We start from the raw sequence: 24,369 nt of genomic DNA on the forward strand, positions 1-24,369 counted from the left end.
TATTCCTCACAGGCCTGCGTGGGCGGCGATGGCGGCGGCGATGGCCAAGGCCAGCTCTTCGGGTTTGCGCTTGATCGAGTAGTTGGTCAGTTCCGGGTGGCTTTCAACGAAGCTGGTGTTGAACTGGCCGCTACGGAATTCCGGGTTGCGCAGGATTTCCTGGTAGTAGGCGGCGGTGGTCTTCACGCCCTGCAGACGCATGTCGTCCAGCGCCCGCAGACCACGGTCCATCGCCTCTTCCCAAGTCAGCGCCCAGACCACCAGTTTCAGGCACATCGAGTCGTAGAACGGTGGAATGGTGTAACCGGTGTAGATCGCCGTGTCGGTGCGCACGCCCGGGCCGCCGGGGGCGTAGTAACGGGTAATTTTGCCGAAGCTCGGCAGGAAGTTGTTCTTCGGGTCTTCGGCGTTGATACGGAACTGCAACGCAAAGCCTCGGTGCTGAATGTCTTCCTGCTTCACCGACAGCGGCAGGCCGGAGGCGATGCGAATCTGTTCGCGGACGATGTCGATGCCGGTGATTTCTTCGGTGATGGTGTGTTCCACCTGCACCCGCGTGTTCATTTCCATGAAGTACACCTCGCCCTCGGCGAGCAGGAACTCCACGGTGCCGGCGTTCTCGTAGCCCACAGCCTTGGCTGCACGGACCGAAAGGTCGCCGATGTAGGCGCGTTGTTCCGGGGTCAGCTGCGGACTCGGCGCGATCTCGATCAGCTTCTGATTGCGGCGCTGGATCGAGCAGTCACGCTCGAACAGATGCACGACGTTGCCGAAGCTGTCGCCAAGGATCTGCGCTTCGATGTGCTTGGGATTGACGATGCATTTTTCCAGAAACACTTCCGCCGAACCGAACGCCTTGGTGGCTTCGGAGATGACCCGGGGGAAGTTCTGTTCGAGTTCTTCGCGGCTGTTGCAACGACGGATACCGCGACCGCCACCACCGGAGGTGGCCTTGAGCATTACCGGGTAACCGATGCGGTCGCCCTCAACCAAGGCTTCTTCGATGCCGGAGACGTTGCCCTCGGTGCCGGGCGTCACCGGTACGCCGGCCTTGATCATGCTGCGCCGCGCTTCGGTCTTGTCGCCCATGCGCCGGATGACTTCCGCCGACGGGCCGATGAATTTGATACCGCGCTCAGCGCAGATTTCCGCCAGCTCGGCGTTTTCCGACAGGAAACCGTAGCCGGGGTGCAGCGCATCGCAGCCGGTTTCCACGGCGAGGTTCACCAGCTTGCGCGGGTTCAGGTAGCCGGCCAGTGGCTCGGCACCGACGCTGTGGGCCTCGTCCGCACGCTTCACATGCAAGGCATGGCGATCGGCGTCGGAGAAAATCGCAACCGAGCGAATGCCCATTTCGGCGCAGGCTCGTACGATGCGTACGGCAATCTCACCACGGTTGGCGATCAGGATCTTTTTTATCACTTGGAAATTCCCTTGAGCCGGTGGCACCACGACCTGCTGGAGCCAGGTCGACGCGTGACCAAATGTTTCAATTCAGTCGCAGGTCCACACTAGCGCTGCTGAGGGATTAACAAAAATGAATAAAAATTGGGTCAGGCATAAGTAAACACTTATAGTCTGAACATCCGTGTTCCATGAGAGCCTGAATAAAATGCGTAAGTCATTGATGCGTATGACATTGCGTCAATTGCAGATCTTTAATGAGGTGTGTGATTTACGTTCCTACAGCCGCGCCGCCGAGGAAATGTCCCTCACACAACCGGCCGTGAGCCTACAGATTCGTCAGCTTGAAGAGCTGATTGGCCAACCGCTGTTCGACTATGTCGGCAAAAAACTCTACATGACCGAGGCGGCGGAAGCCCTTCAACGCGCCAGCCGCGACATTTTCGGGCGCCTGGAAAACCTCGACATGCAACTGTCGGACATGCAGGGTTCACTGCAGGGTCAGCTGAAACTGGCAGTGGAATCGAGCGCGAAATATTTCGTGCCGCATCTGTTTGCTGCGTTCAAGCGCCAGCATCCGGAAGTCAATTTGCAGCTGACGGTGGTCAACCGTGGCCAGGTCATTCGCCGCCTCTCGGACAATCGCGATGATCTGGTGATCATGTCGATGGTGCCGCAGGACATGGGCCTGGAATTTCTGCCGTTTCTCAACAATCCGATTGTCGCCGTGGCGCGCCCGGATCACCCGCTGGCGCACATGGGCCCGTTGCGCTTGCAGGATCTGGAGCCGTATACGCTGCTGATCCGCGAGCCGGGCTCGGGCACGCGCCTGGCCTGCGAAGAATATTTCAAGGAAAAGCGCGTGCACTTCACCCAGACCCAGGAGGTAGCCTCGGCCGAAGCCCAGCGCGAATGCGTGGTGGCGGGTCTGGGCCTGGCGCTGCTGACGCGCCACGCCCTGAACCTGGAGCTGGCGACCGGCGGCCTGGTCGAGCTGCCGGTCGAAGAGTTGCCGCTGCTGCGCAGCTGGTGTCTGGTGCAGGCCAAAGCCAAGCGGCTGTCACCGGTGGCGCACGCCTTCCTGGCGTTCATCCGCAGCGAGCGGGCGCAGATTATTGCGTTGGTTGAGCGTTTCGACGGGAAGCTGCGGGGGTCGCCTGCCAGTGCGTGATCTCGGGAAAATCGCCGATCTCGGCCTGAAGCTGGCGAAGTTCGAAGCGATCCTCGATTGCGCGGCGAAATTCCATGCGGCGCTGGTCTTCCTGCTGACGACGGGTTTTCGCGGCGCTGTTGCGTTCTTCGTAGGGCTGAGCCATTTCGAGTCTCCCAGGGCGAGTACGGGAGTTTCACGATAGGCATGGAGGATGACGGTTTGGCTGCGCGGGGATGACAATGTGATGAAATGTGCGCAGGGATGTGCTGTTGTTGAAGATGCTTTCGCGAGCAGGCTCGCTCCCACATCTGATCCCGTTATGACCCAGAGTTTGTGTTCTCAGGAGGTCCCCTGTGGGAGCGAGCCTGCTCGCGAACAAGGTCGGAACGAACCTTGCTCAATCATCCAGCGCTTTCACGGCTTTTGGAGACAAACGCAAACTGCGCAGACTGCGCTTGACGCTCTTGAGGTGATTGACCAGGCTCGGCCCGCGCGCCATGGCCACGCCCATTGCCAGCACGTCGATCACCACCAGATGAGCGATTCGCGAGGTCAGCGGCGTGTAGATCTCGGTGTCTTCGTGCACATCGATCGCCAGATTGACGGTCGACAGTTCGGCCAACGGCGTCTGGCTCGGGCACAGGGTGATCAACGACGCCCCGCTTTCGCGAACGAGGTTAGCGGTGATCAGCAAATCCTTGGAGCGCCCCGACTGGGAAATACAGATCGCCACATCGGTAGGCTTCAGCGTCACAGCCGACATCGCCTGCATATGCGGATCGGAATACGCCGCTGCGGTCAGCAGCAAACGGAAGAACTTGTGCTGTGCATCCGCGGCCACCGCACCGGAAGCACCGAAGCCGTAGAACTCGACACGCTGCGCCTGCGACATCAGCGTCACCGCGCGCTGCAGCTCCACCGGATCGAGCTTCTCGCGCACTTCCATCAAGGTGTGCAGCGTGGTGTCAAAAATCTTCAGGCTGTAGTCGGCGACGGAGTCGTCTTCGTGGATCGCGAACTGGCCGAAGCTGGCGCCGGCGGCCAGGCTTTGCGCCAGTTTCAGTTTGAGATCTTGAAAGCCGGAACAACCGATGGCGCGGCAGAAACGCACGATGGTCGGCTCGCTGATGCCGACGCTGTGAGCCAGGTCGGCCATGGAACTGTGCATCACTGCCGCAGGGTCAAGCAGCACGTGGTCGGCGACCTTGAGCTCCGACTTGCGTAACAGGTGACGTGACTGGGCGATGTGTTGCAGCAGATTCAAGGGGCTGGACTCTTCTTGTGGGCAAGGATGTAGCAAGCTTGTAGTTATACTACATGAATGGGCATTTTGCCTGCTCAATGCGTAACTCGATGTCCCGGCGGCAGGCACGCTGAGGAGCATGTAGCCCTTACTGCGGGTTTTTCTGATCACGCAAAAGGCCGGCCAGACAAGCAGCGTCTACCGGCCGGCTGATCAGATAACCCTGCACTTCGTCGCAGTGTTCGGCGCGCAGAAATGCCAGCTGATCCTCACGCTCGACGCCCTCGGCCACGACTTTCAGGGCCAGTCCGTGGGCCATGGCGATGATCGCGCGAGTGATCGCTGCGTCCGCACTGCCCTCGCTCAAGCCGCGAATGAACGCCTGATCGATCTTCACGTAATCCACCGGAATGCGCTTGAGGTAACTCAACGACGAATACCCGGTACCGAAATCATCGATCGCCAGTTTCACTCCCAGATCGCGCAGTTGCTGGAACGTCGCAATGATGTGTTCGACGCTGTCGAGCAAATGACTTTCGGTCAGCTCCAGCTCGAGGTAGTGCGGCGCCAGCCCGGTTTCTTCCAGCACCTGCCGGACCAGACTGACCAGTTTGCCCTGACGCAACTGATGCACCGACAGGTTCACCGACACGCGGATCGGCGCCAGGCCCTGGCGCTGCCATTCGCACGCTTGCCAGCACGCCTGACGCAAAACGAATTCGCCGATCGGCCCGATCAGACCGGTCTCTTCGGCCAGGCCAATGAAGTCCGCCGGCGGCACTTGGCCCATGCTCGGATGATCCCAGCGCATCAGCGCTTCAGCGGCATTCATGCGGCCGGTTTGCAGGCACAGTTTCGGTTGGTAGAACACCGTCAGTTGCTGTTCTTCAATGGCTCTGCGCAGGTGGTTTTCCAGCTGCAAACGTTCGAGTGTGCTGGCTTGCAGACTGTCGGTGAAGAACTGGAAATTGTTGCCGCCCAGATGTTTGGCATGCTGCATGGCCATGTTCGACTGGCTGACCAGCGCCGAGATCTCACGCGCGTTGTCCGGCAACAGGCTGATGCCCATCGAAGCGCTGACCACCAGTTCATGCCCGTCAACGCTCAGCGGCAAACGCAGCTTGGCCGACAACCGCGTCGCGACCCGTGCGAGGCTCGACAGATTGCCGTAGGCATCGAACAGCACGGCAAATTCGTCACCGGACAGGCGCGCAATGGTGTCGGCTTCCGGCAAGGCATTGACCAGCCGCCGGGCCATCTTCTGCAGGAGCTGATCGGCGACTTCATGGCCGAGACTGTCATTGAGCAATTTGAAGCGATCGAGATTGATGTGCAGCAACGCCAGACTGCGGCGCCCGCCCTGGCGCACGCGCTGATGGGCTTCGTGCAGGCGTTCGCGGAACAGCGAACGGTTGGCCAGGCCGGTGAGCTCGTCGTAATGGGTCAGATAGCGCAGGCGTTCTTCCGAGGCCCGCCGCGCCGAGAGATCGGCGAAGAAGCCGACGATGTGGCTGACATTGCCACGGCTATCACGCACGGCATTGAGTTGCAGCCACTGCGGATACAGCTCGCCGTTCTTGCGGGTTTCCACGAGTTCGCCCTGCCAACTGCCGTACTGCTCCAGCGCATGACGGATCGCCACATAGTGACGACGGGCATCGCGGCTGCACGGCAACTCGACGACGTTGCGCCCGAGCATGTCGTCTATCTCGTAACCGGTAACCCGGCTGAAAGCCTGGTTGATCGCGATCAGCGCGTATTCCGGGTCAAGAATCACGATGCCTTCGCTGGCCGCTTCGAACACCGTCGCCGCCAGCCGCTGCTGCTCTTCGAGGCTTTTGCTGGCGCTGATATCGCGGCGAGTGCCGACCATGCGAATCACCCGGCCGTTGGCGCTGCGTTCTACGGCGCGGCCACGGTCCTCGATCCATACCCAATGGCCGTCGCCGTGGCGCAGGCGATATTCGACCTGATAATCCTCGGTGCGCCCCTTCAGATGCTCGACCAGGGCGAACTTGAGTGACGGCACATCTTCAGGATGCAGTCGTGGCTTGAGGTCGCGCAGCAGCGCGGTGACGTATTCCGGGGCGAGGCCGAACAGTTCCTGAATCTGCGTGTGATGGACCTCGTCGGTCTGCAGGTTCCAGTCCCACAATCCGAGCTCACTGGCCTTGAGCGCCAGCGCCAGGCGCGCTTCGCTTTTGCTCAGGGCCTGATTGGCGGCATCCAGTTCGCGGCTGCGCTGGGCCACGCGATCTTCGAGATCGACCTGCGCTTCACGCAACTGCGCCTCGGCACAGCGGCGCTGTTCGATCTCTTTGCCCAGCTCCTGATTGAGTTGTTCGCTGCGCGTCTGCGCTTGCTGCAAATGCTCGATCAGGTGCTGATTCTGGAAACGCCGAAGCAATCCACGGTCGATCAGCCGATTGACCTGCCACGCCACCACGCTCAACGAACCGAGCAGGATCAGACCCAGCCAGCCCCAGCCCCGGGCCTGATCGTCGCCGCCCCAGAACAGGTAGCCGATCGCTGGCAGCAGGCACGGCAAGGTAAACGAGAGGAACGCCGGCAGGCTCACCGCGTAGGCGACACTGGCGGACAGCGTTGCCGCGCCGATCAGGCCAAACACCCAGGCTTGCTGCATGAAGTTGTCAGCGGGTACCAGAGCGATGCCGGCTCCCGCCAGCGTCAGGCCAGTCATGGTCGAACCGAGCAGGAACATGCGGAACCAGATCGGCTGGGCCTGACGATCGGGAATCGCCGAATCGAACGCAGCTACCTGAATCACCCGCAGCGCGACCAGCGACAGCAGCCACACCAGCCAGACGCTGACCACGAAGTAGCGCTGCGGGCTCCAGAGCAAAGCGGCGCAGACCAGACCATTGATCAACATGAACAGCGTGGGCAACAACGAGCCCTGATACAGCAGACGCGTGCGCTCCACCGCCATTTCGACGGCATAGTGCTTGCGGATCACCCGGGGGTCCACGGAGGGCCCCGACAGTTCGGCGCTGAGGATCATGGGCAACGTTCTTGTTCTTATAGGAGGGCGTGCGCCCGAAACGTGCACGGAGCATACACAAGCCGATCCCGATGCCAAACTGCTGCGGATCACAATTGCAGGGAAATTTTCCGCCGCTTGCGCACCGCTGCAACCCCTCAGGCGAGACGGGCCGAAGCCTGCAGCCAGTGACCGACCGGTCGTCATCGGCAGCACATTCATCGGCTAATGCAACGCACGGTTTGCCCGGGCCTGCGGCGCACCCTAGAATGCCCCGATGCGCGATGATCTCTCCCTTCTGCTGAACTCCCTCAACGATGCCCAACGCCAGGCCGTAGCAGCCCCCGTTGGCCGTCAGTTGGTCCTGGCCGGCGCCGGTTCCGGTAAAACCCGAGTGCTGGTGCACCGTATCGCCTGGTTGATCCAGGTCGAAAACGCCTCGCCTCACTCCATCCTGTCGGTGACCTTCACCAACAAGGCCGCTGCCGAGATGCGCCATCGCATCGAGCAGTTGCTGGGCATCAACCCGGCCGGCATGTGGGTCGGCACCTTCCACGGCCTCGCGCACCGCTTGCTGCGGGCGCACTGGCAGGAAGCGGGCCTGAGCCAGACCTTCCAGATTCTCGACAGCGATGACCAGCAGCGTCTGGTCAAGCGGGTGATCCGCGAGCTGGGCCTGGACGAGCAACGCTGGCCAGCGCGTCAGGCGCAGTGGTTCATCAACGGCCAGAAAGACGAAGGTCTGCGGCCGCAACACATTCAGGCCAGCGGCGACCTGTTCCTCGCCACCATGCGCGGCATCTACGAAGCCTACGAGTCGGCGTGCCTGCGGGCTGGCGTGATCGATTTCTCCGAACTGCTGCTGCGCGCGCTCGATCTGTGGCGCGATCACCCCGGCCTGCTGGCGCACTACCAAAAGCGCTTCCGGCACATTCTGGTCGACGAGTTCCAGGACACCAACGCCGTGCAGTACGCCTGGTTGCGCCTGCTCGGCAAGGGCGGCGACAGCCTGATGGTGGTCGGCGACGACGACCAGTCGATTTACGGCTGGCGCGGGGCGAAGATCGAGAACATCCATCAGTACTCTTCCGACTTCCCGGACTCCGAAACGATTCGCCTGGAGCAGAACTACCGATCCACTGCCGGCATCCTCAAAGCCGCCAACGCGCTGATCGCCAACAACACCGGGCGTCTCGGTAAAGAGCTGTGGACCGACGGTGGCGACGGCGAAGCGATCAACCTGTACGCCGCGTTCAACGAGCATGACGAAGCGCGCTACGTGGTAGAAACCATCGAAAGCGCGCTGAAAACCGGTCTGGCCCGTAGCGATATCGCCATTCTGTACCGCTCCAACGCCCAGTCGCGGGTGCTTGAAGAAGCCCTGCTGCGCGAGCGCATCCCGTACCGCATCTATGGCGGTCAGCGCTTCTTCGAACGCGCGGAAATCAAGAACGCCATGGCGTATCTGCGTTTGCTTGAGGGTCGCGGCAACGACGCGGCGCTGGAGCGGGTGATCAACGTGCCGGCCCGGGGCATCGGCGAGAAAACCGTCGAAGCGATTCGCGAGCATGCGCGGCACAGCGATGTGTCGATGTGGGAAGCGATGCGCCTACTGGTGGCCAACAAAGGCTTGACCGGCCGTGCAGCGAGCGCGCTCGGTGCGTTTATCGAGCTGATCGAGAACCTCGCCGCCAAGTGCGCCGAGATGCCGCTGCACCTGATGACGCAAACCGTCATCGAGCAATCCGGCCTGATCGCTTATCACGAAGCGGAAAAAGGCGAAAAAGGCCAGGCCCGGGTGGAAAACCTTGAGGAACTGGTCAGCGCCGCACGCAACTTCGAGAACACCGAAGAAGACGAAGAACTGACGCCACTGGCGGCGTTCCTCGGCCACGCTTCGCTGGAGGCCGGCGACACTCAGGCCGACGAGCACGAAGACAGCGTGCAGCTGATGACCCTGCACAGCGCCAAAGGCCTGGAATTCCCTTACGTGTTCCTCGTGGGCATGGAAGAAGGCCTGTTCCCACACAAGATGAGCCTGGAAGAACCGGGGCGTCTTGAAGAGGAACGGCGTCTGGCTTACGTCGGTATCACCCGGGCGATGCAGAATCTGGTCATGACCTACGCGGAAACCCGGCGCCTGTACGGCAGCGAAACCTACAACAAGGTGTCGCGTTTCGTCCGCGAAGTGCCGAAAGGCCTGATTCAGGAAGTGCGCCTGTCCAATAGCGTCAGCCGACCGTTCGGCGGCAACCAGTCGATGAGCGGCAGCAGCCTGTTCAGCGGCAGCGAGATTCCGGAAACCGGTTTTGTGCTCGGTCAGGCCGTACGTCACTCGATCTTCGGCGAGGGCGTGATCCTCAACTTCGAAGGCTCCGGTGCCCAGGCCCGGGTGCAGGTGAACTTCAGCGAAGGCAGCAAGTGGCTGATGCTCGGCTATGCCAAGCTGGAAGCGATCTAACCACCGGCACTGAACCCATGTGGGAGCGAGCCTGCTCGCTCCCGCAGGTTATGCGACGCAAGTACATCAATCCCTCTGAACCTACCGCCTTTTCCTACAGACAAAAGTACATCGGCTGATTGCCTCGCCAAGCTGAACGCGACCTGTCAGGCAAAAGCCCGAAACACTCTCTCGCTAGCCAGTAACACTTCAGCTGTGCAACATGGCGCGCGTGTCTCCACAAAACGGGAATACCCTTTATGAAACGTTTTCTTAGCATCGCCATGGCGTTGTGCATCGGCCTGACGATGAGCCTCGACGCCAACGCCAAGCGCTTTGGTGGTGGCAAAAGCGCCGGCGCTGCGCCGACGCACCAGACCAGCCAGATGGCTCCTTCTTCTCCAGGCGTGGGCGGCGCAGCAGCGACCGCTGGCGCTGCCGGTGCTGCTGGCGCCGCAGCCAAGGCCGGCGGTGCGTCGCGCTGGCTCGGCCCGCTGGCGGGCATCGCCGCCGGTGGCCTGCTCGCGTCGATGTTCATGGGCGACGGCTTCCAGGGCATGCAGATCTTCGACATCCTGATCATGGCCCTGATCGCGTTCGTGATCTTCCGCTTCATCGCCGCCCGTCGTCGCAAGCAGCAGGAGCAATTCGCTCCGGCCGGCGCGCCGATGCAGCGTGAAGTGTTCGAGCAGAAGCCTGCCGCCATGGGTTCGATCTTCGGTGGTTCGGCTGCTCCGGCTGCCGCCCGTCCAGTGATCAACGCACCGGCCTGGTTCAACGAAGAGCGCTTCCTTGAAGCTGCGCGCAGCCACTTCCAGTCGCTGCAGCAGCACTGGGACGCCAACGAAATGGACAAGATCGCCGAGTTCGTGACCCCGCAAATGCTTGAGTTCCTCAAGCGTGAGCGTGCGGATCTGGGCGACGGCTTCCAGTCGACCTACATCGACAACCTGCAGGTGCAGCTGGACGGCGTCGACGATCGTGCCGACAAGACCATCGCCACCCTGACCTTCACCGGCGTGTCGAAAACCTCGCGTTTCGACCAAGGCGAAGTGTTCAGCGAAAGCTGGAACATGGAACGTCCGCAGGGCGACAACCAGCCTTGGCTGGTCGCCGGTATCCGCCAGAACGGCTGATCCCTGCTGCGCTTCACTTGCGGTAACAGAACCCCGGCCTCGGCCGGGGTTTTTCATTTCACGGTTGCATCTATGGCGAGCTACTGTATAAACCGGCCCATATAAACCGCGCCATTCAGCAAGAGGATCCCGGACGTGGAAGAAATCATCGAACAACTGCGCGAAGCCAACGAACCCGTGCCGGTTCCATTGGAATTGCCAGACGAAGACCAATTGGTGGAGATCGAAGAAGAACTCTTCATCAACATTCCGTTCGTCTTCAAAGAGTTTTTGCTGACCGTCAGCGACGTGGTCTATGGCAGCCTCGAGCCGGTGACCGTCACCGACCCGCAATCGCACACCTATCTGCCGGACGTTGCCGCCAATGCCTGGGACGCCGGCGTGCCGCGTGACCTGATCCCGATCTGCCAGGACGGCGACGACTACTACTGCGTTGAAGAAGACGGCACCGTGGTGCTGTGGTCCGGCGAAGAAGAGCTGATCACCGAAGAATCATGGGAATCGGTGTGGCACTGGGCGCGGGACGTCTGGCTGGAAAGCTGATCCGCCACACGCCCCGGCAGGTCAATGCCCCGACGACTCCTTGTGGTTGTCGAGGGTTTCCAGCAAGGCCACCTGCATCCGCGTATGCACGCGGATGAACCAGCGCCACAGCAGCGCCGCCACGGCGGCCGCGACGACGGCGATCAGCACCAGCAGCTTGTTGGTCGGCAGGATACTGGCCGACAAGGCTGCCAACAGCAGGAAAATCACCAGCAGCGAGAGAATCGGGATCACTTCGGCGATCACCCGGCGCACTCGCTGCGTGTGACGCCCGGCCATCTCCGGCTTGACGCCCATCTCCGCCAGCAGCATCGACAGCGCCTTGAGCTTGCGATAAGCCGCGATCAGAAATGGTAGCGAGACCAACAACGCTCCGCCCCAGATCAATGCCTTCTGCCAGCTCGGATCGCTGATCCAGTCCTGCAGCCACAACGACATCCGCTCGGCGAAGTATGCGCCGGCAAAGAAGATCGCAATCACCAGCGCCAGATTGACCCCGACCTGCAACAGGATCCGCCGGATCATCGACGCCAGCAGCGCACCCTCGCCCTGCGGTTGAATACTGCGCAACCATTCGCCATACATGCCGAGCACCCGCCCGAGCCGCTTGGGCACAGCGGCCGAGAGCTTGATCGACAACGGATCCGCCGCGCGAATCAGGTACGGCGTCAGCAGGGTGGTGATCACCGACACGGCTACAGCGACCGGATAGAGGAAGTTGCTGGTGACCTGCAAGGTCATGCCCAGCGCGGCGATGATGAAGGAAAATTCGCCAATCTGTGACAGACCCATGCCGACCCGCAGTGAGGTCCGTCCGTCGTTGCCAGCGATAAACGCACCGAGGCCGCAGGACAACATCTTGCCCAGCACCACGGCCACGGTGATCACCGCAATCGGCCAGGCGTATTCAATGAGAATCAGCGGGTCGAGCATCAGCCCGATGGCGACAAAAAAGATCGCACTGAACAGGTCGCGAACCGGCTCGACCAATCGTTCGATTTTCAGCAATTGCCGCGACTCAGCCATGATCGCGCCGATCAGGAAAGCGCCGAGCACCATGCTGTATTCAAGCTTGACCACCAGCAGGCAGAAGCCGAAACACAGGCCGAGCACGGTGATCAACAGCATCTCGTTGCTTTCGAATTTCGCCACATAAGCCAGCAGACGCGGCACCAACAGAATGCCGATGACCAGCGCGACGATCATGAACAGCGACAGCTTGCCGACCGTGGAAAACACTTCCCCCGAGCTCACCGTGCCGCTGACGGCGATGCTCGACAGCAGCGCGATGATGCCGATGCCAAGTATGTCCTCGACAATCAGCACACCGAAGATCAACTGCGCAAAGCGCTCGTTCTTCATCTTCAGGTCATTCAGCGCTTTGACGATGATGGTGGTTGAAGAGATCGCCAGAATCGCGCCGAGGAACAGCGAATCCATGGTGTTCCAGTCGAACCAGCGACCGATTTCGTAACCGATCCAGATCATCAGGATGATTTCGAGAAACGCGGCAATGAACGCCGTTGCCCCAACCTTGAACAACTTGCGCAGGCTGAACTCCAGGCCAAGGCAAAACATCAGGAAGATCACCCCGAGTTCGGCCAGGGTCTTGATGGTTTCTTCGTCGTGAATCAGGCCGAACGGCGGCGTATGCGGGCCGATGATGAAGCCGGCGACGATGTAGCCGAGCACCACCGGTTGCTTGAAACGATGAAACAGCACGGTTACCACGCCCGCGACCAGCATGATCACTGCCAGATCCTGAATGAAACTGATGGCATGCATGGCGTGGGCTCCTTGATGACGAGGCGCGCGGACAGACGTCAGACGTTCTGCGCGAGCAGGGTAAAATCCGCTTTTGATGTAGGAATTGCCCTTGGGCAGGGCTTTTGCAGGTTAACACCGCGACTTCGCTCTGGAAGCCGGTGCAATATATGGAAACAGATCGCTACCGGCGTGACGGCGGCCCGCCGCGCGGCGTCCCGATAACGGTGCTTTTTGAAAAGCCACCAGGTGCCCGCAGAGGCGCTTCCTGCAATCAGCCTTGATCCGTGAGAACGTTATGGAACCCGGAAACGCCCAGCTGTCGATGACGGTACTGATGACCCCCGACATGGCCAACTTCTCTGGCAATGTCCACGGCGGCACCCTGCTCAAATACCTCGACGAAGTGGCTTACGCCTGCGCCAGCCGTTATGCCGGGCGCTACGTGGTGACCCTGTCGGTGGATCAGGTGATTTTCCGCGAGCCGATTCATGTCGGCGAACTGGTGACGTTCCTCGCCTCGGTCAACTACACCGGCAACACGTCGATGGAAGTTGGCATCAAAGTGGTCACCGAAAATATCCGCGAACGCTCGGTGCGCCACACCAACAGCTGCTTCTTCACCATGGTCGCGGTGGATGATCAGCGCAAACCGGCCGCCGTGCCACCGCTGCAACCGCAGAACAGCGAAGACAAACGCCGCTTCATGCAGGCGCAGCAGCGCCGGCAGATTCGTCAGGAACTGGAGAAGCGTTATCAGGAGATCAAGGGCGACGCCTGAGACCAAAAAGCAAAAGATCGCAGCCTTCGGCAGCTCCTACATTTTGGAATGCAAACCCATGTAGGAGCTGCCGAAGGCTGCGATCTTTTTTAAACAACGACGAGATTACAGACTGATTGCGGTCGCATCGAACTTCACCCGCGGATGCGCAATGCGATCCTGCGCCCGCACCAGTTGCAGCTCGTAACTGGCGCACGCCTGGGTTTCCAGCAACACCTCATGCACCGCCGCTGCGGTGAATTCGAACGCTGCCAGTAGGCTGTCGCCCAGCAACACCCGCGCCAGGAACAGACCAGAGGTCAGATCGCCGACGCCCACTGGCTGACGTGGAAACGCCAGCAACGGACGGCGCAGATGCCAGCTGCCCTCGGCGGTCACCAACAACATTTCGAAGCCATCCGCCGGTTTGCCCGGGTAATCCAGGTGCTTGACCAGTACCGCTTTCGGCCCGCGCGCCAGGAGCGCTCGCGCCATCGCCAGGCAATCGAACAGCGACTGCGGCTTGCGCCCGGAAAAACTGTCCAGCTCCAATTGGTTCGGGCACATGATGTCCGCCACGGCCGCGGCCTCATCAAGAAGGAAATCGCTGACCTCGGTGGGCACGCTGCAACCCTTTTCCGGATGACCCATGACCGGATCACACAGATACAGCATCTTTGGATTGACCGCTTTGATCCGCGCCACACCGCTGAGAATCGCCCGTCCCTGGGCGGCGCTGCCGAGGTAGCCGGACAGCACCGCGTCGCAATTGCCCAACTCGCCAATTGCGGCGATGCCTTCGATCAGCTCGGGAATCTGCTGCGGCGCCAGCACTTCCCCGGCCCACTGACCATACTGGGTGTGGTTGGAAAACTGCACGGTGTTGAGCGGCCAGACGTTGACCCCGACGCGCTGCATCGGAAAAACCGCAGCGCTGTTGCCGGCGTGGCCAAACACCACGTGGGACTGGATGGCGAGCAGATGAGGCGTACGTTTCATTCGGGTCATTCCGTAAAACGATTGAAATTCAAGCCGCGCAGTATGCGACGAAACACAGCCTGTACGACAGACCGGCGAGGCAGTTAAGCTGACGCCATCATTTGGAGTTCGATGTAGATGCTGACCCTGGAAAACATCTTCGTGCTGATGCTGTTCGCCGCCGCTGGTGCCTGGCTATGGCACAACCACGGCTTGCGCGAGCGCGCGCTGGAGCGGGTCAAGCAGCATTGCACCAATGTTGGCGTTGAACTGCTGGACGGTAACGTCGCGCTGAAAAAGATCGGTCTGATCAAGGATGCCAACGGTCGCCGGCGGCTGGCGCGGGTCTACAACTTCGAGTTCACCGTGACCGGCGAAAGCCGCCACAACGGCACCGTCACCCAATTTGGCGCGCACAGTGCGCAGATTGAACTGGCACCCTACCCGGCGCCGTTCGACGATACGCCGCCGGTAGTCGAAGTCCACAAGCCTCGCGCCGAAGTCATCGAGCTGAGCCAGTGGCGCCAGGAACATACCAAGTGGAAGCCCTGAGCTGATTCACTGAATCCGGCATTCAGCCAAACCGGCTTGCAGCTGTTCGATATTCTGCGGTTCAGCGAAGATCAGCTCGATTCTTGAGTCTTTTCGCCATTCGCTGGCTTGCCAACTCAGCTCGGCATTCTCCAGCGCATTGGCCGAGACCCAGCCATCCGTGCTGTGGATAAGCAGTTTGGCCCGCTTCCAGTCGAGCGCGCTCAGCCAATCGGCGATGCATGCTTGATCAAATACCTGCCGCGGATGCCAGCGCCAACCGATGCTCCACCCACCCTCCTGCGCCTGACTCAGGCAAATCGGTTCGGCCGGATCGCTCCAGACCGCTGGCAGCTGTGCCAATCCAGTCGGCAGCGGCAGATGCCCTGCGCCTTCGTTCGCTTTTACTGCCAGCCCCGGCAGCTCGCTCAGAGGCAGTTGCGCTTGCTGCGTCCAGATCAGTCTGACGGGCGGCAACCGACTGGCGATTTTATCTCGAACCGCTTCATCGAGATCTTCGGCCTTGTTCAACAACAGCAAACCCGCGCTGGCCAACGCTTGCTGCTGGGCGTCCGGCAGGGTTCTACCCGCGTGCAATGCCTGAGCGTCCAGAACCAGCACACAGGGCTGAACCGCCAGCACGCCCAGCCACGGCGCCTCGTTCAATTGCTTGAGCAACTGCGCCGGATGGCCCAGCCCGGATGGCTCGATAAACAGTCGATCTGGCCTGGCCTTGCGCAGCAGGCGGCCGAGGCCGATCTGGAATGGCGCGCCATTGACGCAACACAGGCAGCCCCCGGCCACCTCACCCAGTGCGATACCATCGGCGTCATTCGTCAGCAATGCAGCATCCAGACCGATCTGGCCGAACTCGTTGATCAGCACCGCCCAGCGCTCGTCCGCAGGCCGTTGCGCCAGCAACTGGCGAATCAGGCTGGTCTTGCCGGCGCCCAACGGGCCGGCGATGACGTGGGTCGGAATGTTCTGCAACATGGCGGGTACTTTCTGCGGACAGTTATTGAGGAGATCGAAGATGCGCTGGTCGGGATGGTCGTTGCTGTTGGCGCTGCTGTCGAGTGAAGCGTGGGCTCAGGCCTGCGTGGTGCACACACAGGGCGAACGGCTCGACGTCAAAGTCTGTCAGCAGAACCGGACGATTCCGCAGAAATTGTTCAATGACGGCTTCTGCCAACCGACGCTGGCCGGGCAGAAGGTCGAGGTGCAATACGTCGACCAGTGCCCCAGCGGCGCTTTCGGCGTGTGCAGCAACGCGCAAGTCGCCAATATGCCCTATCGCCAGGATATCCACTATTACGGCGTGGCCACTGATGCGGCGTATCTCAAGCCTTATTGCGAAGGCCAGAGCCAGGGCGCCTGGCGCAAGCCCTGATGTGTCAGCCGAGCCAGTCGAGGGTCAGCAACAGACGGCGTTCACCGGGTGCCGGTTGCGGCGAACGATGGATCAGGCCGAAGCCTTCATTGCCGTGCCATTTTTCGCCTTTGAGCAGCGCGACGTCGCCGCTGTTGAGCTGACGAATCGACGCTGCACCTTGCGGTTCGGCATTGGCCTGGCCAAGTTGCAGGCGATCCATCGCGCCCTCCTCAAGCCATTGGCTGCCGATGCCAGCGTAAGTTGTGATCAAGCGCACCGGCACGTGATCGACGTGGAAGCGCGGACACATGGCCTTGTCCAGCACACGCAAACGCACGCCGATACGCCGCGCACCGAGCAGGCAGGCGAAGGCACTGATCAGCCATTTAAGATCGCTCACGAAACCTTCGAAACCTTGCAGATCACGCAGCCCTGCAGCCAGACCGGCGAGATCCGGTTCGGCATCTTCGTCGGGCAATTCCAGACACAGCGACTCGGCCAAGGGCTCGTTGAGTGACAGCACCAATTGCGCAAAATCGGCAATGTGCACGGGCAGCTGACGTTGCCAGACGGCGAGATTGGTCTGGTCTTCCAGGATTCGCGTCAACGTTTCCGGGGTCACGCCCTGGTGCTGATGACGGGTAAGCAGCGGCTGATCTTGGAGTGCGAGCATCAGGCGGCCTCTTCGTGCCAAGGACCGAATGGATCAGGCAGCGAACGCCAGCCTTCTACACCCATGGCCATTTCTTCGTCGGTCAGCAGACAGGCATCGAGTTCGGCGGAGAGCTGTAGGAAATCTATGTTCTGACCGATGAAAACCAGCTCCTGGCGGCAATCTCCTACGCTTGGAATCCAGTTTCCCATGATCGCCTGGACACTTTCCTGATCCTGCGGCCATTGATTCTTTGGCACAAAACGCCACCAGCGACCGGCGAATCCATGCCGCATCAAGCCGCCTGCTTGGGACCAGCTACCGGCATCGGTGGGTTTGCTGGCGAGCCAGAAGAAGCCTTTGGAGCGCAGCAGCTTGCCGTTCAGCCAAGGCCGATCAATGAAGCTGAAGAAACGTTGCGGGTGAAATGGCCGGCGCGCGCGGTAGGCCGTCGAGGCGATGCCGTATTCCTGTGTTTCCAGGACGTGCTCACCGCGCAATTCCTTTAGCCATCCGGGCGCTTGTGCGGCCTGATCGAAATCGAAACGACCGGTGTTGAGGATTTTTTCCAGGGGGATTTCGCCCATCACCATTGGAATGATTTCAGCCTGGGCATTGAGGCGCTTGAGGATGGCGGTGAGTTCTTCACGCTCGTGCTGGCTGATCAGGTCGATTTTGCTGATCAGCAGGACGTCGGCAAACTCGATCTGCTCGATCAACAGATCGGTGATGGAGCGCTCGTCTTCTTCACCGAGGATTTCGCCGCGAGAGGCAAGGCTTTCGGCAGCCTGGTAATCGAGCAGGAAATTCACACCGTCGACCACGGTGACCATGGTATCGAGGCGAGCAATGTCGGCGAGGCTTTGCCCCTGATCATCGCGGAAGGTGAAGGTTTCAGCGACCGGAAGCGGTTCGGAAATGCCGGTGGATTCGATCAGCAGGTAATCAAAACGATCCTCGCGGGCGAGTTTGCTGACTTCTTCAAGCAGGTCTTCGCGTAACGTACAGCAAATGCAGCCGTTGCTCATCTCAATGAGCTTTTCTTCCGCACGGTTCAGGCTGACATCGCGCTGGACTTCACTGCCATCGATGTTGATCTCGCTCATATCGTTGACGATCACCGCAACGCGCAAGCCGTCTCGGTTACGTAGTACGTAATTCAAAAGTGTACTTTTTCCGGCACCGAGAAATCCTGAAAGTACGGTGACGGGCAATTTGGCTGACATTGGATAATCCTCATAAATGGCAGCCGATTTGCGCTTTGAGGTGCGCTTGGCGTGTTGCGCTTCATTTAACCGGGTCAAAGAAGGCATACGATTGTGATCGGCAGCTCAGGCTGGTTGCGATTTATGTTATAGTATAACAACTTGATTTTGCCAGTCCGGCAGAGGAGATTTCGCAAGTTGCTGCACCACCGATCGTGGAAACTCGCAATGAACCAGGGGTTGAAATGCCTGCTTTTGAGCTTTGCCATGTCGCTGGCCAGCCAAGCACAGGCGCACATGCCGGGGCCGGCGCACTGCACACGCAGCGCTAATCTGCTGGCGTGTGTAGACGTCGACGGCAATGCCTATAGCGTCAATACGGTAGGCACCACGCTTTACCTGCGCGGATTCGAGAAGGACGGCCATCGCTATTGGGCGCAGACCAACAGCCGCTTCGGCCAATTAACCTTTTTTACCGGTATTGCCTCCGATGGCGAGGCTTGGGTTGGCTATACCCGCCGTGTCGGCTGGACAACCATCAACCGCTTCTCCAGCTCGGGAGGGAGCAGCGCAAGGTTCACTTGCAGCCGGATGACGGGCTGCTAGTGAAATCCTTTTCATGAAAAAAGCATCGCTGAATGGATTGTTATAATGTAACGTAAATAGAGATCAATACGACGGTCTCAACCATGAATGCTCTTACTCTCCCGGATATCGCCGCCCAATCTGCACGCTTGGCACTGCCCCTCGACTGGGTAGGCATGCGTGGGATTGCTCTACCCGTTGTGCTTGAAGGCCAATGCCTCAGCGCCAGAGTCGACGCTGGCGTGAGTCTCGATGATGGTGAAGCGCGTGGTATTCACATGTCGCGCTTGTATCTGGCACTCGAAACCCTCGAACAGCGAAGCCTTTCTCCCGCTTTGCTGCATCAGGTACTCAAGTGTTTTCTGACAAGCCATCAAGGTCTATCCGCCTGCGCGTATCTGAATATTCACACCGAATTGTTGCTGAAACGACCCGCGTTGGTCAGCCCCTTGGCCGGCTGGAAATCCTATCCGGCGTCCATTTCAGCGAGCCTGAAACAGCAAATGTTCCACGTGGAACTAAAAATTGAACTGCCCTATTCCTCGACGTGCCCATGCTCCGCAGCCTTGGCAAGACAATTGATCCAGCAGCAATTCGTCGACGATTTCGCCAACAAGGCTCTGCAGCACGCAGATGTTTTGGCATGGCTTGGCTCAACTAAAGGGATCGTAGCGACACCGCACAGCCAGCGCAGCTATGCGCAACTGCACCTGCAACTCGACAATTTCATCGACGAGCTACCGCTGACCGCGATCATCGATGACGCTGAAGCAGCCCTCGGCACCGCCGTGCAGACCGCAGTAAAGCGCCCCGACGAGCAAGCCTTCGCACTCGCCAATGGGCAAAACCTGATGTTCTGCGAAGACGCCGCGCGCCGCCTCACCCTGGCACTGCAACGCACACCCGGCATCAAACAATTGCATATCCGCGTGATCCACGCCGAAAGCCTGCATGCTCATGACGCCGTCGCCGAAAGCAGCTGGCAGCGGGAGCAAATATGATCCGCTGCCAATCGCTGGCCTGGGGCGCTCCCGGTCAACCGCTGACGACGCCTCTGAGTCTTGAGTTCGAGAGCGCCAGCCTGACCGCCATCATCGGCGCCAACGGCTGCGGCAAAAGCAGCCTGCTTAAGGTCATTGCGGGATTGCAGAAGCCTCTCGCTGGCAAAGTGGAAATGGCTGTTCCACGCCAAAGCGGAATTTCCTTTCTGCCGCAACAGCAGCACTTGGATCGGCAATTTCCAATAAGCCTGGAAGAACTCATCGCCGCAGGTTTCTGGGGCCGCCGGCTGTCGACGCAACTGCGCACGCAGCGACTGAAAAACGCATTGGAAGACTGGCATTTGAGTGGGCTCGAACAGCGTCCGTTGATGGCCCTGTCCGGCGGTGAGCTACAACGTGCCCTGCTCGCGCGACTGAGCCTTGCTGACGCCCCGGTGCTGTTGCTGGACGAACCGCACTCCGCACTCGACGAACTCGGCCAGCAATTGCTCTGGCAGCACATTCACCACTGGCACGCCGAAGGCCGGACACTGCTTGTGGTCTGCCATGACCTGGCGGCTGTCCGCCAACAAATTCCGCATACCCTGCTGATCAAAAACGGCCAATGCGTGTACGGAACCAGCAGAGAACTGATCCAGCCAACACCGCACATGCAGGTCGCCTGATGCTCGCCACCGTCAGCCATTTCTGGCAGCCGTTCAGCGAGTTTGTGTTCATGCGCCGTGCCTTGCTCGGCGGCCTGGTGCTGGCATGCAGCACGGCGCCCTTGGGTGTTTTTCTGATACTCAGGCGTATGAGTTTGATCGGTGACGCTGTCGCCCACGGCATCCTTCCTGGCGCTGCTTTGGGATTCTGGTTTGCCGGTTTGAGCCTTCCCGCACTCACCCTCGGTGGCTTGGGAGCCGGGCTGAGCATGGCCGGACTCGCGGCTTGGATCACCCGGCGAACGGGGTTGCGAGAAGATGCCAGCCTCGCCGCGATCTATCCGATCTCACTGGCCAGCGGCGTTTTGATCCTTGGCATCGCCGGCAAGCGCCTCGACCTTCTGCACTTGCTGTTCGGCTCAGCGTTGGCCGTAGACGGGCCGACACTGACCGGCATGCTGTGGGTCTCGGCGGTCAGCCTCATGGCGATGGCGGCGATCTACAAACCTCTGCTGCTGGACACACTGGACCCATTGTTCTTGCGCACGGTCAGTCGTCTCGGACCACTGGCTCATGGCGTGTTCCTGACTCTGGTCGTGCTGAATCTGGTGATCGGCTTTCAGGCCATCGGCGCACTGATGGTTGTCGGCCTGATGATGCTTCCGGCTGCTGCGTCGAAATTTTGGAGTCGCCGCCTACCGCTACTGATCGCCATCGCCGCGGTCATGGGCTGCGTGTCTGTGTGGCTCGGCTTGCTGCTGTCGTTCTACTACTCGCTGCCCAGCGGCCCGGCCATCGTGCTGGTCGCGGGGGTCGGCTATCTGCTGTCGGTGGTGTTCGGACCGGTTCACGGTTTGCTGCGCCGCCCGCCTTTGCTCACATCCCAATGAGGTGTTTCCCGATGCGCGCTCTACTCGTGCTGTTCAGCCTGATGCTGTCGATGTCCTTGTCAGCCGCCGAAAAACTGCCGGTGGTCACCAGCTTCAGCATCCTTGCCGACATGGTTCATCAGGTCGGCGGCGAGCACGTTGAGATCACCAACATGGTCGGCGCGGACGCCGATGCGCACACCTACGAGCCGACACCGGACGATGCCAAGGCGTTGCTCAAAGCCAAAGTGATCATCAAGAACGGCCTCGGTTTCGAACCTTGGCTGGATCGCCTGGTGACCAGCACCGACAGCAAGGCAACGGTGATCAGTGCCAGTCGCGGGGTGATTCCACGTTCGCTCGATGAAGATGGCGAAACCGTTCCGGATCCACACGCCTGGCACAATCTGGCGAACGCTGAGTGGTACGTCGCCAACATCACCAAGGCGCTGATCGCCGCCGACCCGGCCAACAAGGCTGACTACGAGCGCAACAGCCAGACCTACCTCAAGCAGATCTATGCCCTGCTCGCCGAAGCCAAAAACAAACTCGGCGCGCTGCCGCCGGGTAATCGCAAGATCGTCACCAGCCACGATGCCTTTGGCTATCTGGGTCAGGCCTATGGCATCGACTTTATCGCGCCACAGGGTTTATCCACCGAACGCGAACCCTCCGCCGCCGAAGTCGCTGCGCTGATCACGCAGATTCGCCAGGCCAAGGTCAAGGCGGTGTTCATGGAAAACATCAAGGACGCGCGTCTGCTCAAGCAGATCGCGGATGAAAGCGGCGCACACATCGGTGGCACGCTGTACTCGGATGCACTGGCTTCCACCGGGCCTGCGAGCACTTTTACCGGGCTGTTCGAGTACAACCTTAATACGCTGTACAAGGCGTTGAGTCAGCCATGACCTGAGGTGCGCTTTCGATCTATTCGCGAGCAGGCTCGCTCCCACAGTTGGAATGGCTTCCAACTGTGGGCGTCGCAGAGGGTTCAAGCGCGGGGTTTTACCGTGCCGCAATCCTGACCCAGCCACACGGCACGGGTTTCCAGACTACCCTTCTGGTTGATACCGATGGCGTTGAAGGTGCCATTGGCAACGGTGGTGAATTCGCGGTCACTGAGGAATGTCGCGACGCCGGTGCCTTGGGCTTTCGGGCAGCTGAAGCGGAATTTCCACTGGTTGCCGGTGCGCTCGGTGATCTGTTGCTTGCAGCCCGATTGCGGATCGGCCAGCGGGATGTCGTTGGTCGCGACCTGCTGCGGCGTCAGGCAAGCGCGGATCCCTTTGCCGCCGATGTTGATGCCGTTCTTCTCCAGCGCAGCGCGCTGCTGCGGGGTGATCTGGCCTTGAATCTGGCCAAGGATCGATTGCACATCCATGGCCTGATCATCGACCTTCAGATTGCTCGAAGACATTTCCCACAACCCCGGCTGCAGCATTTGCGCCTGCGCAACCACCGGCAATGCCAAACCCAGGCCCAGCGCCAAACCCAGCAGACGAACGTTCATCGAGAAACTCCTGATCAGTTGTGGCCGTTAGACGCCGGCCGGTTGCGTCGGTTCATGCACCGATTAAATAGAGACATTCGCCGCAGAACATGGTCTGTTAAGCATTGCATCTCACGGAGCAAGGCTGCCCCATGGATTTTTTCGGACCGCACATTTTCGGTTACCTGATCGCCCTGTTGCACACACTCGGTTCGATCGCTGCAATCCATGCGGTGCTCACCGTGCGCACTGCGCAAGGCTCGATCGCCTGGGCATTGTCGCTGATCTTCATTCCCTATCTCACGCTTATTCCATATCTGGTCTTTGGTCGCAGCACCTTCGATGGCTACATCAAGGCCCGGCGCCAGGCCAACGAGCAGATGCGCCTGGCCATTTCCGAATTGAACTGGCGCCCGTGGGTGGAAGAAGCCCTGGCCGCTCGCGCGTCGAGTGCCTACGCCTCACTGCGCGCAATGCCGAAACTGGGTCGCATGCCGTGCCTGGCGAACAACGAGGTGCAACTGCTGGTGAACGGCACCGCGACTTTCGATGCGATTTTTCAGGCGATCGCACAAGCGAAGGAAGCCGTGCTGATCCAGTTCTTCATCATTCACGACGATCGGCTCGGCCAGCGCTTGCGTGATCTGCTTTTGCAGAAAGCCGCCGAAGGCGTGTCGATTCATTTGCTCTACGACCGCATCGGCAGCCATGCCCTGCCCCATCATTACGTGCAGGCGCTGCGTGATGCCGGCGTCGAGGTCAAAGCCTTTGCCACGCGCAGCGGGTGGCTCAACCGCTTTCAGGTCAACTTCCGCAACCACCGCAAAATCGTTGTGGTCGATGGCGTAGTCGGCTTTGTCGGCGGGCATAACGTCGGCGATGAATACATGGGTGAGAAGCCACCATTGGCGCCGTGGCGTGACACCCACGTCAAAGTCCGCGGGCCGGTGGTGGCCTGCATGCAGGAATCGTTCGCCGAAGATTGGTTCTGGGCTGCTCGTACTCTGCCGCCGTTGATCCTTCCGGATACATACCCGGAGGATGGCGTGCTTTGCCAATTGCTTGCCAGCGGTCCGGCCGATGCTTATGAAACCTGCTCGCTGTTTTTCGTCGAAGCCATTCACGCAGCAACACAACGGGTCTGGATTACCAGCCCTTACTTCGTCCCGGACGAAGCCGTATTTGCCGCGCTAAGGCTGGCAGTGTTGCGCGGTGTTGATGTGCGCCTGCTGTTGCCGTCGCGGCCTGATCATCGCATCGTCTATGCCGCCTCCAGCCTGTATGCCTTCGAGGCGGTGCGTGCCGGCGTGCGGGTGTTCCGCTATCGCCCAGGTTTCCTGCATCAGAAAGTGGTGTTGATCGACAGCGAAATCAGCGCCATCGGCAGCGCCAATCTGGACAATCGCTCGTTTCGCCTGAATTTCGAAGTGATGTTACTGACCGTCGACAGCGAGTTCGCCGCCGCTGTGGAACAAATGCTCAATGACGATTTCGCCCTGGCCGATGAAGTGGCCAAAGAAGAAAGCCGGGAGATCCACCGCCTGCAACAGGTCGGCATGCGGATCGCCCGGCTGATTTCGCCGATACTCTGAGCGCCCC

The 24,369-nt window shown here is 60.2% G+C and carries 23 protein-coding genes; 13 read left to right on the forward strand and 10 right to left on the reverse strand.

The window, feature by feature from the left end; genetic code table 11:
- Window positions 1–6: 6 nt before the first annotated feature.
- Window positions 7–1,422: an acetyl-CoA carboxylase biotin carboxylase subunit gene (locus ACYSTU_RS06670; protein ID WP_024014853.1), complete on the reverse strand. Its 1,416-nt coding sequence runs from the start codon at window positions 1,420–1,422 to the stop codon at window positions 7–9.
- A 190-nt stretch (window positions 1,423–1,612) separates the two neighbouring features.
- On the opposite strand from ACYSTU_RS06670, the gene ACYSTU_RS06675 reads away from it, so the two are divergent.
- On the forward strand, window positions 1,613–2,575 hold the full coding sequence (locus ACYSTU_RS06675) for a LysR family transcriptional regulator (protein ID WP_071171371.1): 963 nt from the start codon (window positions 1,613–1,615) through the stop codon (window positions 2,573–2,575).
- On the opposite strand, the gene ACYSTU_RS06680 is transcribed toward ACYSTU_RS06675, so the two are convergent.
- The 3 genes from ACYSTU_RS06680 to ACYSTU_RS06690 form a co-directional block, all read right to left on the reverse strand.
- The gene (locus ACYSTU_RS06680; protein ID WP_081932351.1) at window positions 2,517–2,720 is read right to left on the reverse strand and encodes a PA3496 family putative envelope integrity protein; all 204 of its coding nucleotides are present in this window, start codon (window positions 2,718–2,720) and stop codon (window positions 2,517–2,519) included. The genes ACYSTU_RS06675 and ACYSTU_RS06680 overlap by 59 nt on opposite strands.
- A 234-nt stretch (window positions 2,721–2,954) precedes the next feature.
- Window positions 2,955–3,821: a transcriptional regulator HexR gene (hexR, locus tag ACYSTU_RS06685; RefSeq protein ID WP_007962240.1), complete on the reverse strand. Its 867-nt coding sequence runs from the start codon at window positions 3,819–3,821 to the stop codon at window positions 2,955–2,957.
- A gap of 127 nt (window positions 3,822–3,948) precedes the next feature.
- Window positions 3,949–6,822 carry a putative bifunctional diguanylate cyclase/phosphodiesterase gene (locus tag ACYSTU_RS06690; protein WP_498996950.1) on the reverse strand — a complete coding sequence of 958 codons (2,874 nt, stop codon included), beginning with the start codon at window positions 6,820–6,822 and terminating at the stop codon, window positions 3,949–3,951.
- Between the two features lie 256 nt (window positions 6,823–7,078).
- On the opposite strand from ACYSTU_RS06690, the gene uvrD reads away from it, so the two are divergent.
- From uvrD to ACYSTU_RS06705, 3 genes are all read left to right on the forward strand, one after another.
- Window positions 7,079–9,262 (forward strand): DNA helicase II, encoded by a 2,184-nt coding sequence (uvrD, locus tag ACYSTU_RS06695; RefSeq protein ID WP_110644548.1) that lies wholly within the window; start codon window positions 7,079–7,081, stop codon window positions 9,260–9,262.
- A gap of 239 nt (window positions 9,263–9,501) precedes the next feature.
- A complete protein-coding gene (locus ACYSTU_RS06700; protein ID WP_016772449.1) occupies window positions 9,502–10,377 on the forward strand; it encodes a Tim44 domain-containing protein in 876 nt (291 codons plus the stop codon).
- Window positions 10,378–10,512: 135 nt separating this feature from the next.
- Window positions 10,513–10,920 (forward strand): SMI1/KNR4 family protein, encoded by a 408-nt coding sequence (locus ACYSTU_RS06705; RefSeq protein ID WP_007954245.1) that lies wholly within the window; start codon window positions 10,513–10,515, stop codon window positions 10,918–10,920.
- 21 nt (window positions 10,921–10,941) lie between these two features.
- Here ACYSTU_RS06705 and ACYSTU_RS06710 read toward each other — a convergent pair whose 3' ends face one another.
- Window positions 10,942–12,705, reverse strand: coding sequence for a cation:proton antiporter (locus tag ACYSTU_RS06710; RefSeq protein WP_110599748.1), 1,764 nt, complete (start codon window positions 12,703–12,705; stop codon window positions 10,942–10,944).
- A 277-nt stretch (window positions 12,706–12,982) separates the two neighbouring features.
- On the opposite strand from ACYSTU_RS06710, the gene ACYSTU_RS06715 reads away from it, so the two are divergent.
- Window positions 12,983–13,465 (forward strand): acyl-CoA thioesterase, encoded by a 483-nt coding sequence (locus ACYSTU_RS06715; protein ID WP_016772447.1) that lies wholly within the window; start codon window positions 12,983–12,985, stop codon window positions 13,463–13,465.
- A 105-nt stretch (window positions 13,466–13,570) separates the two neighbouring features.
- Here the strand turns inward: ACYSTU_RS06715 and pdxY are convergent, their stop codons facing one another.
- Complete coding sequence (gene pdxY, locus ACYSTU_RS06720) at window positions 13,571–14,443, reverse strand: pyridoxal kinase PdxY (RefSeq protein WP_125927522.1); 873 nt, start codon at window positions 14,441–14,443, stop codon at window positions 13,571–13,573.
- 117 nt (window positions 14,444–14,560) lie between these two features.
- Here pdxY and ACYSTU_RS06725 point away from each other — a divergent pair, with 117 nt between their 5' ends.
- Complete coding sequence (locus tag ACYSTU_RS06725; RefSeq protein ID WP_076564658.1) at window positions 14,561–14,974, forward strand: DUF3301 domain-containing protein; 414 nt, start codon at window positions 14,561–14,563, stop codon at window positions 14,972–14,974.
- Between the two features lie 6 nt (window positions 14,975–14,980).
- Here ACYSTU_RS06725 and ACYSTU_RS06730 read toward each other — a convergent pair whose 3' ends face one another.
- Window positions 14,981–15,946, reverse strand: coding sequence for a CobW family GTP-binding protein (locus tag ACYSTU_RS06730; protein ID WP_498996958.1), 966 nt, complete (start codon window positions 15,944–15,946; stop codon window positions 14,981–14,983).
- 40 nt (window positions 15,947–15,986) lie between these two features.
- On the opposite strand from ACYSTU_RS06730, the gene ACYSTU_RS06735 reads away from it, so the two are divergent.
- A complete protein-coding gene (locus ACYSTU_RS06735; protein ID WP_016772443.1) occupies window positions 15,987–16,343 on the forward strand; it encodes a hypothetical protein in 357 nt (118 codons plus the stop codon).
- Window positions 16,344–16,347: 4 nt separating this feature from the next.
- Here ACYSTU_RS06735 and ACYSTU_RS06740 read toward each other — a convergent pair whose 3' ends face one another.
- Together ACYSTU_RS06740 and zigA are read right to left on the reverse strand one after the other, a co-directional pair.
- Window positions 16,348–16,998, reverse strand: coding sequence for a DUF1826 domain-containing protein (locus ACYSTU_RS06740; RefSeq protein WP_038860854.1), 651 nt, complete (start codon window positions 16,996–16,998; stop codon window positions 16,348–16,350).
- Complete coding sequence (gene zigA, locus ACYSTU_RS06745) at window positions 16,998–18,203, reverse strand: zinc metallochaperone GTPase ZigA (protein WP_498996962.1); 1,206 nt, start codon at window positions 18,201–18,203, stop codon at window positions 16,998–17,000. The genes ACYSTU_RS06740 and zigA overlap by 1 nt, the downstream gene beginning before the upstream one ends.
- A 207-nt stretch (window positions 18,204–18,410) precedes the next feature.
- Here zigA and ACYSTU_RS06750 point away from each other — a divergent pair, with 207 nt between their 5' ends.
- From ACYSTU_RS06750 to ACYSTU_RS06770, 5 genes are all read left to right on the forward strand, one after another.
- The gene (locus ACYSTU_RS06750) at window positions 18,411–18,788 is read left to right on the forward strand and encodes a hypothetical protein (protein WP_024014861.1); all 378 of its coding nucleotides are present in this window, start codon (window positions 18,411–18,413) and stop codon (window positions 18,786–18,788) included.
- 83 nt (window positions 18,789–18,871) lie between these two features.
- Window positions 18,872–19,768, forward strand: coding sequence for a GTP cyclohydrolase FolE2 (gene folE2 / locus ACYSTU_RS06755; RefSeq protein ID WP_136493223.1), 897 nt, complete (start codon window positions 18,872–18,874; stop codon window positions 19,766–19,768).
- The gene (locus ACYSTU_RS06760) at window positions 19,765–20,433 is read left to right on the forward strand and encodes a metal ABC transporter ATP-binding protein (RefSeq protein ID WP_498996967.1); all 669 of its coding nucleotides are present in this window, start codon (window positions 19,765–19,767) and stop codon (window positions 20,431–20,433) included. The genes folE2 and ACYSTU_RS06760 overlap by 4 nt, the downstream gene beginning before the upstream one ends.
- Window positions 20,433–21,302, forward strand: coding sequence for a metal ABC transporter permease (locus tag ACYSTU_RS06765; RefSeq protein WP_130888840.1), 870 nt, complete (start codon window positions 20,433–20,435; stop codon window positions 21,300–21,302). The genes ACYSTU_RS06760 and ACYSTU_RS06765 overlap by 1 nt, the downstream gene beginning before the upstream one ends.
- Before the next feature lie 11 nt (window positions 21,303–21,313).
- Window positions 21,314–22,189 carry a metal ABC transporter substrate-binding protein gene (locus ACYSTU_RS06770; protein WP_136493225.1) on the forward strand — a complete coding sequence of 292 codons (876 nt, stop codon included), beginning with the start codon at window positions 21,314–21,316 and terminating at the stop codon, window positions 22,187–22,189.
- Between the two features lie 83 nt (window positions 22,190–22,272).
- Here the strand turns inward: ACYSTU_RS06770 and ACYSTU_RS06775 are convergent, their stop codons facing one another.
- The gene (locus tag ACYSTU_RS06775; protein WP_016772436.1) at window positions 22,273–22,791 is read right to left on the reverse strand and encodes a DUF3617 domain-containing protein; all 519 of its coding nucleotides are present in this window, start codon (window positions 22,789–22,791) and stop codon (window positions 22,273–22,275) included.
- Between the two features lie 131 nt (window positions 22,792–22,922).
- On the opposite strand from ACYSTU_RS06775, the gene cls reads away from it, so the two are divergent.
- Window positions 22,923–24,362: a cardiolipin synthase gene (gene cls, locus ACYSTU_RS06780; protein ID WP_122692290.1), complete on the forward strand. Its 1,440-nt coding sequence runs from the start codon at window positions 22,923–22,925 to the stop codon at window positions 24,360–24,362.
- Window positions 24,363–24,369 lie beyond the last annotated feature (7 nt).

The organism is Pseudomonas glycinis, from assembly GCF_054871425.1.

What these genes read in the sequence shown, in the direction of transcription:
- ACYSTU_RS06675 (WP_071171371.1), top strand. Translation starts at nt 1,613, where the DNA reads ATGCGTAAGTCATTGATGCGTATGACATTGCGTCAATTGCAGATCTTT.
- ACYSTU_RS06680 (WP_081932351.1), bottom strand. Translation starts at nt 2,720, where the DNA reads ATGGCTCAGCCCTACGAAGAACGCAACAGCGCCGCGAAAACCCGTCGT.
- ACYSTU_RS06690 (WP_498996950.1), bottom strand. Translation starts at nt 6,822, where the DNA reads ATGATCCTCAGCGCCGAACTGTCGGGGCCCTCCGTGGACCCCCGGGTG.
- uvrD (WP_110644548.1), top strand. Translation starts at nt 7,079, where the DNA reads ATGCGCGATGATCTCTCCCTTCTGCTGAACTCCCTCAACGATGCCCAA.
- ACYSTU_RS06700 (WP_016772449.1), top strand. Translation starts at nt 9,502, where the DNA reads ATGAAACGTTTTCTTAGCATCGCCATGGCGTTGTGCATCGGCCTGACG.
- ACYSTU_RS06710 (WP_110599748.1), bottom strand. Translation starts at nt 12,705, where the DNA reads ATGCATGCCATCAGTTTCATTCAGGATCTGGCAGTGATCATGCTGGTC.
- ACYSTU_RS06715 (WP_016772447.1), top strand. Translation starts at nt 12,983, where the DNA reads ATGGAACCCGGAAACGCCCAGCTGTCGATGACGGTACTGATGACCCCC.
- pdxY (WP_125927522.1), bottom strand. Translation starts at nt 14,443, where the DNA reads ATGAAACGTACGCCTCATCTGCTCGCCATCCAGTCCCACGTGGTGTTT.
- ACYSTU_RS06725 (WP_076564658.1), top strand. Translation starts at nt 14,561, where the DNA reads ATGCTGACCCTGGAAAACATCTTCGTGCTGATGCTGTTCGCCGCCGCT.
- ACYSTU_RS06730 (WP_498996958.1), bottom strand. Translation starts at nt 15,946, where the DNA reads ATGTTGCAGAACATTCCGACCCACGTCATCGCCGGCCCGTTGGGCGCC.
- ACYSTU_RS06735 (WP_016772443.1), top strand. Translation starts at nt 15,987, where the DNA reads ATGCGCTGGTCGGGATGGTCGTTGCTGTTGGCGCTGCTGTCGAGTGAA.
- ACYSTU_RS06740 (WP_038860854.1), bottom strand. Translation starts at nt 16,998, where the DNA reads ATGCTCGCACTCCAAGATCAGCCGCTGCTTACCCGTCATCAGCACCAG.
- zigA (WP_498996962.1), bottom strand. Translation starts at nt 18,203, where the DNA reads ATGTCAGCCAAATTGCCCGTCACCGTACTTTCAGGATTTCTCGGTGCC.
- ACYSTU_RS06750 (WP_024014861.1), top strand. Translation starts at nt 18,411, where the DNA reads ATGAACCAGGGGTTGAAATGCCTGCTTTTGAGCTTTGCCATGTCGCTG.
- folE2 (WP_136493223.1), top strand. Translation starts at nt 18,872, where the DNA reads ATGAATGCTCTTACTCTCCCGGATATCGCCGCCCAATCTGCACGCTTG.
- ACYSTU_RS06760 (WP_498996967.1), top strand. Translation starts at nt 19,765, where the DNA reads ATGATCCGCTGCCAATCGCTGGCCTGGGGCGCTCCCGGTCAACCGCTG.
- ACYSTU_RS06765 (WP_130888840.1), top strand. Translation starts at nt 20,433, where the DNA reads ATGCTCGCCACCGTCAGCCATTTCTGGCAGCCGTTCAGCGAGTTTGTG.
- ACYSTU_RS06770 (WP_136493225.1), top strand. Translation starts at nt 21,314, where the DNA reads ATGCGCGCTCTACTCGTGCTGTTCAGCCTGATGCTGTCGATGTCCTTG.
- ACYSTU_RS06775 (WP_016772436.1), bottom strand. Translation starts at nt 22,791, where the DNA reads ATGAACGTTCGTCTGCTGGGTTTGGCGCTGGGCCTGGGTTTGGCATTG.
- cls (WP_122692290.1), top strand. Translation starts at nt 22,923, where the DNA reads ATGGATTTTTTCGGACCGCACATTTTCGGTTACCTGATCGCCCTGTTG.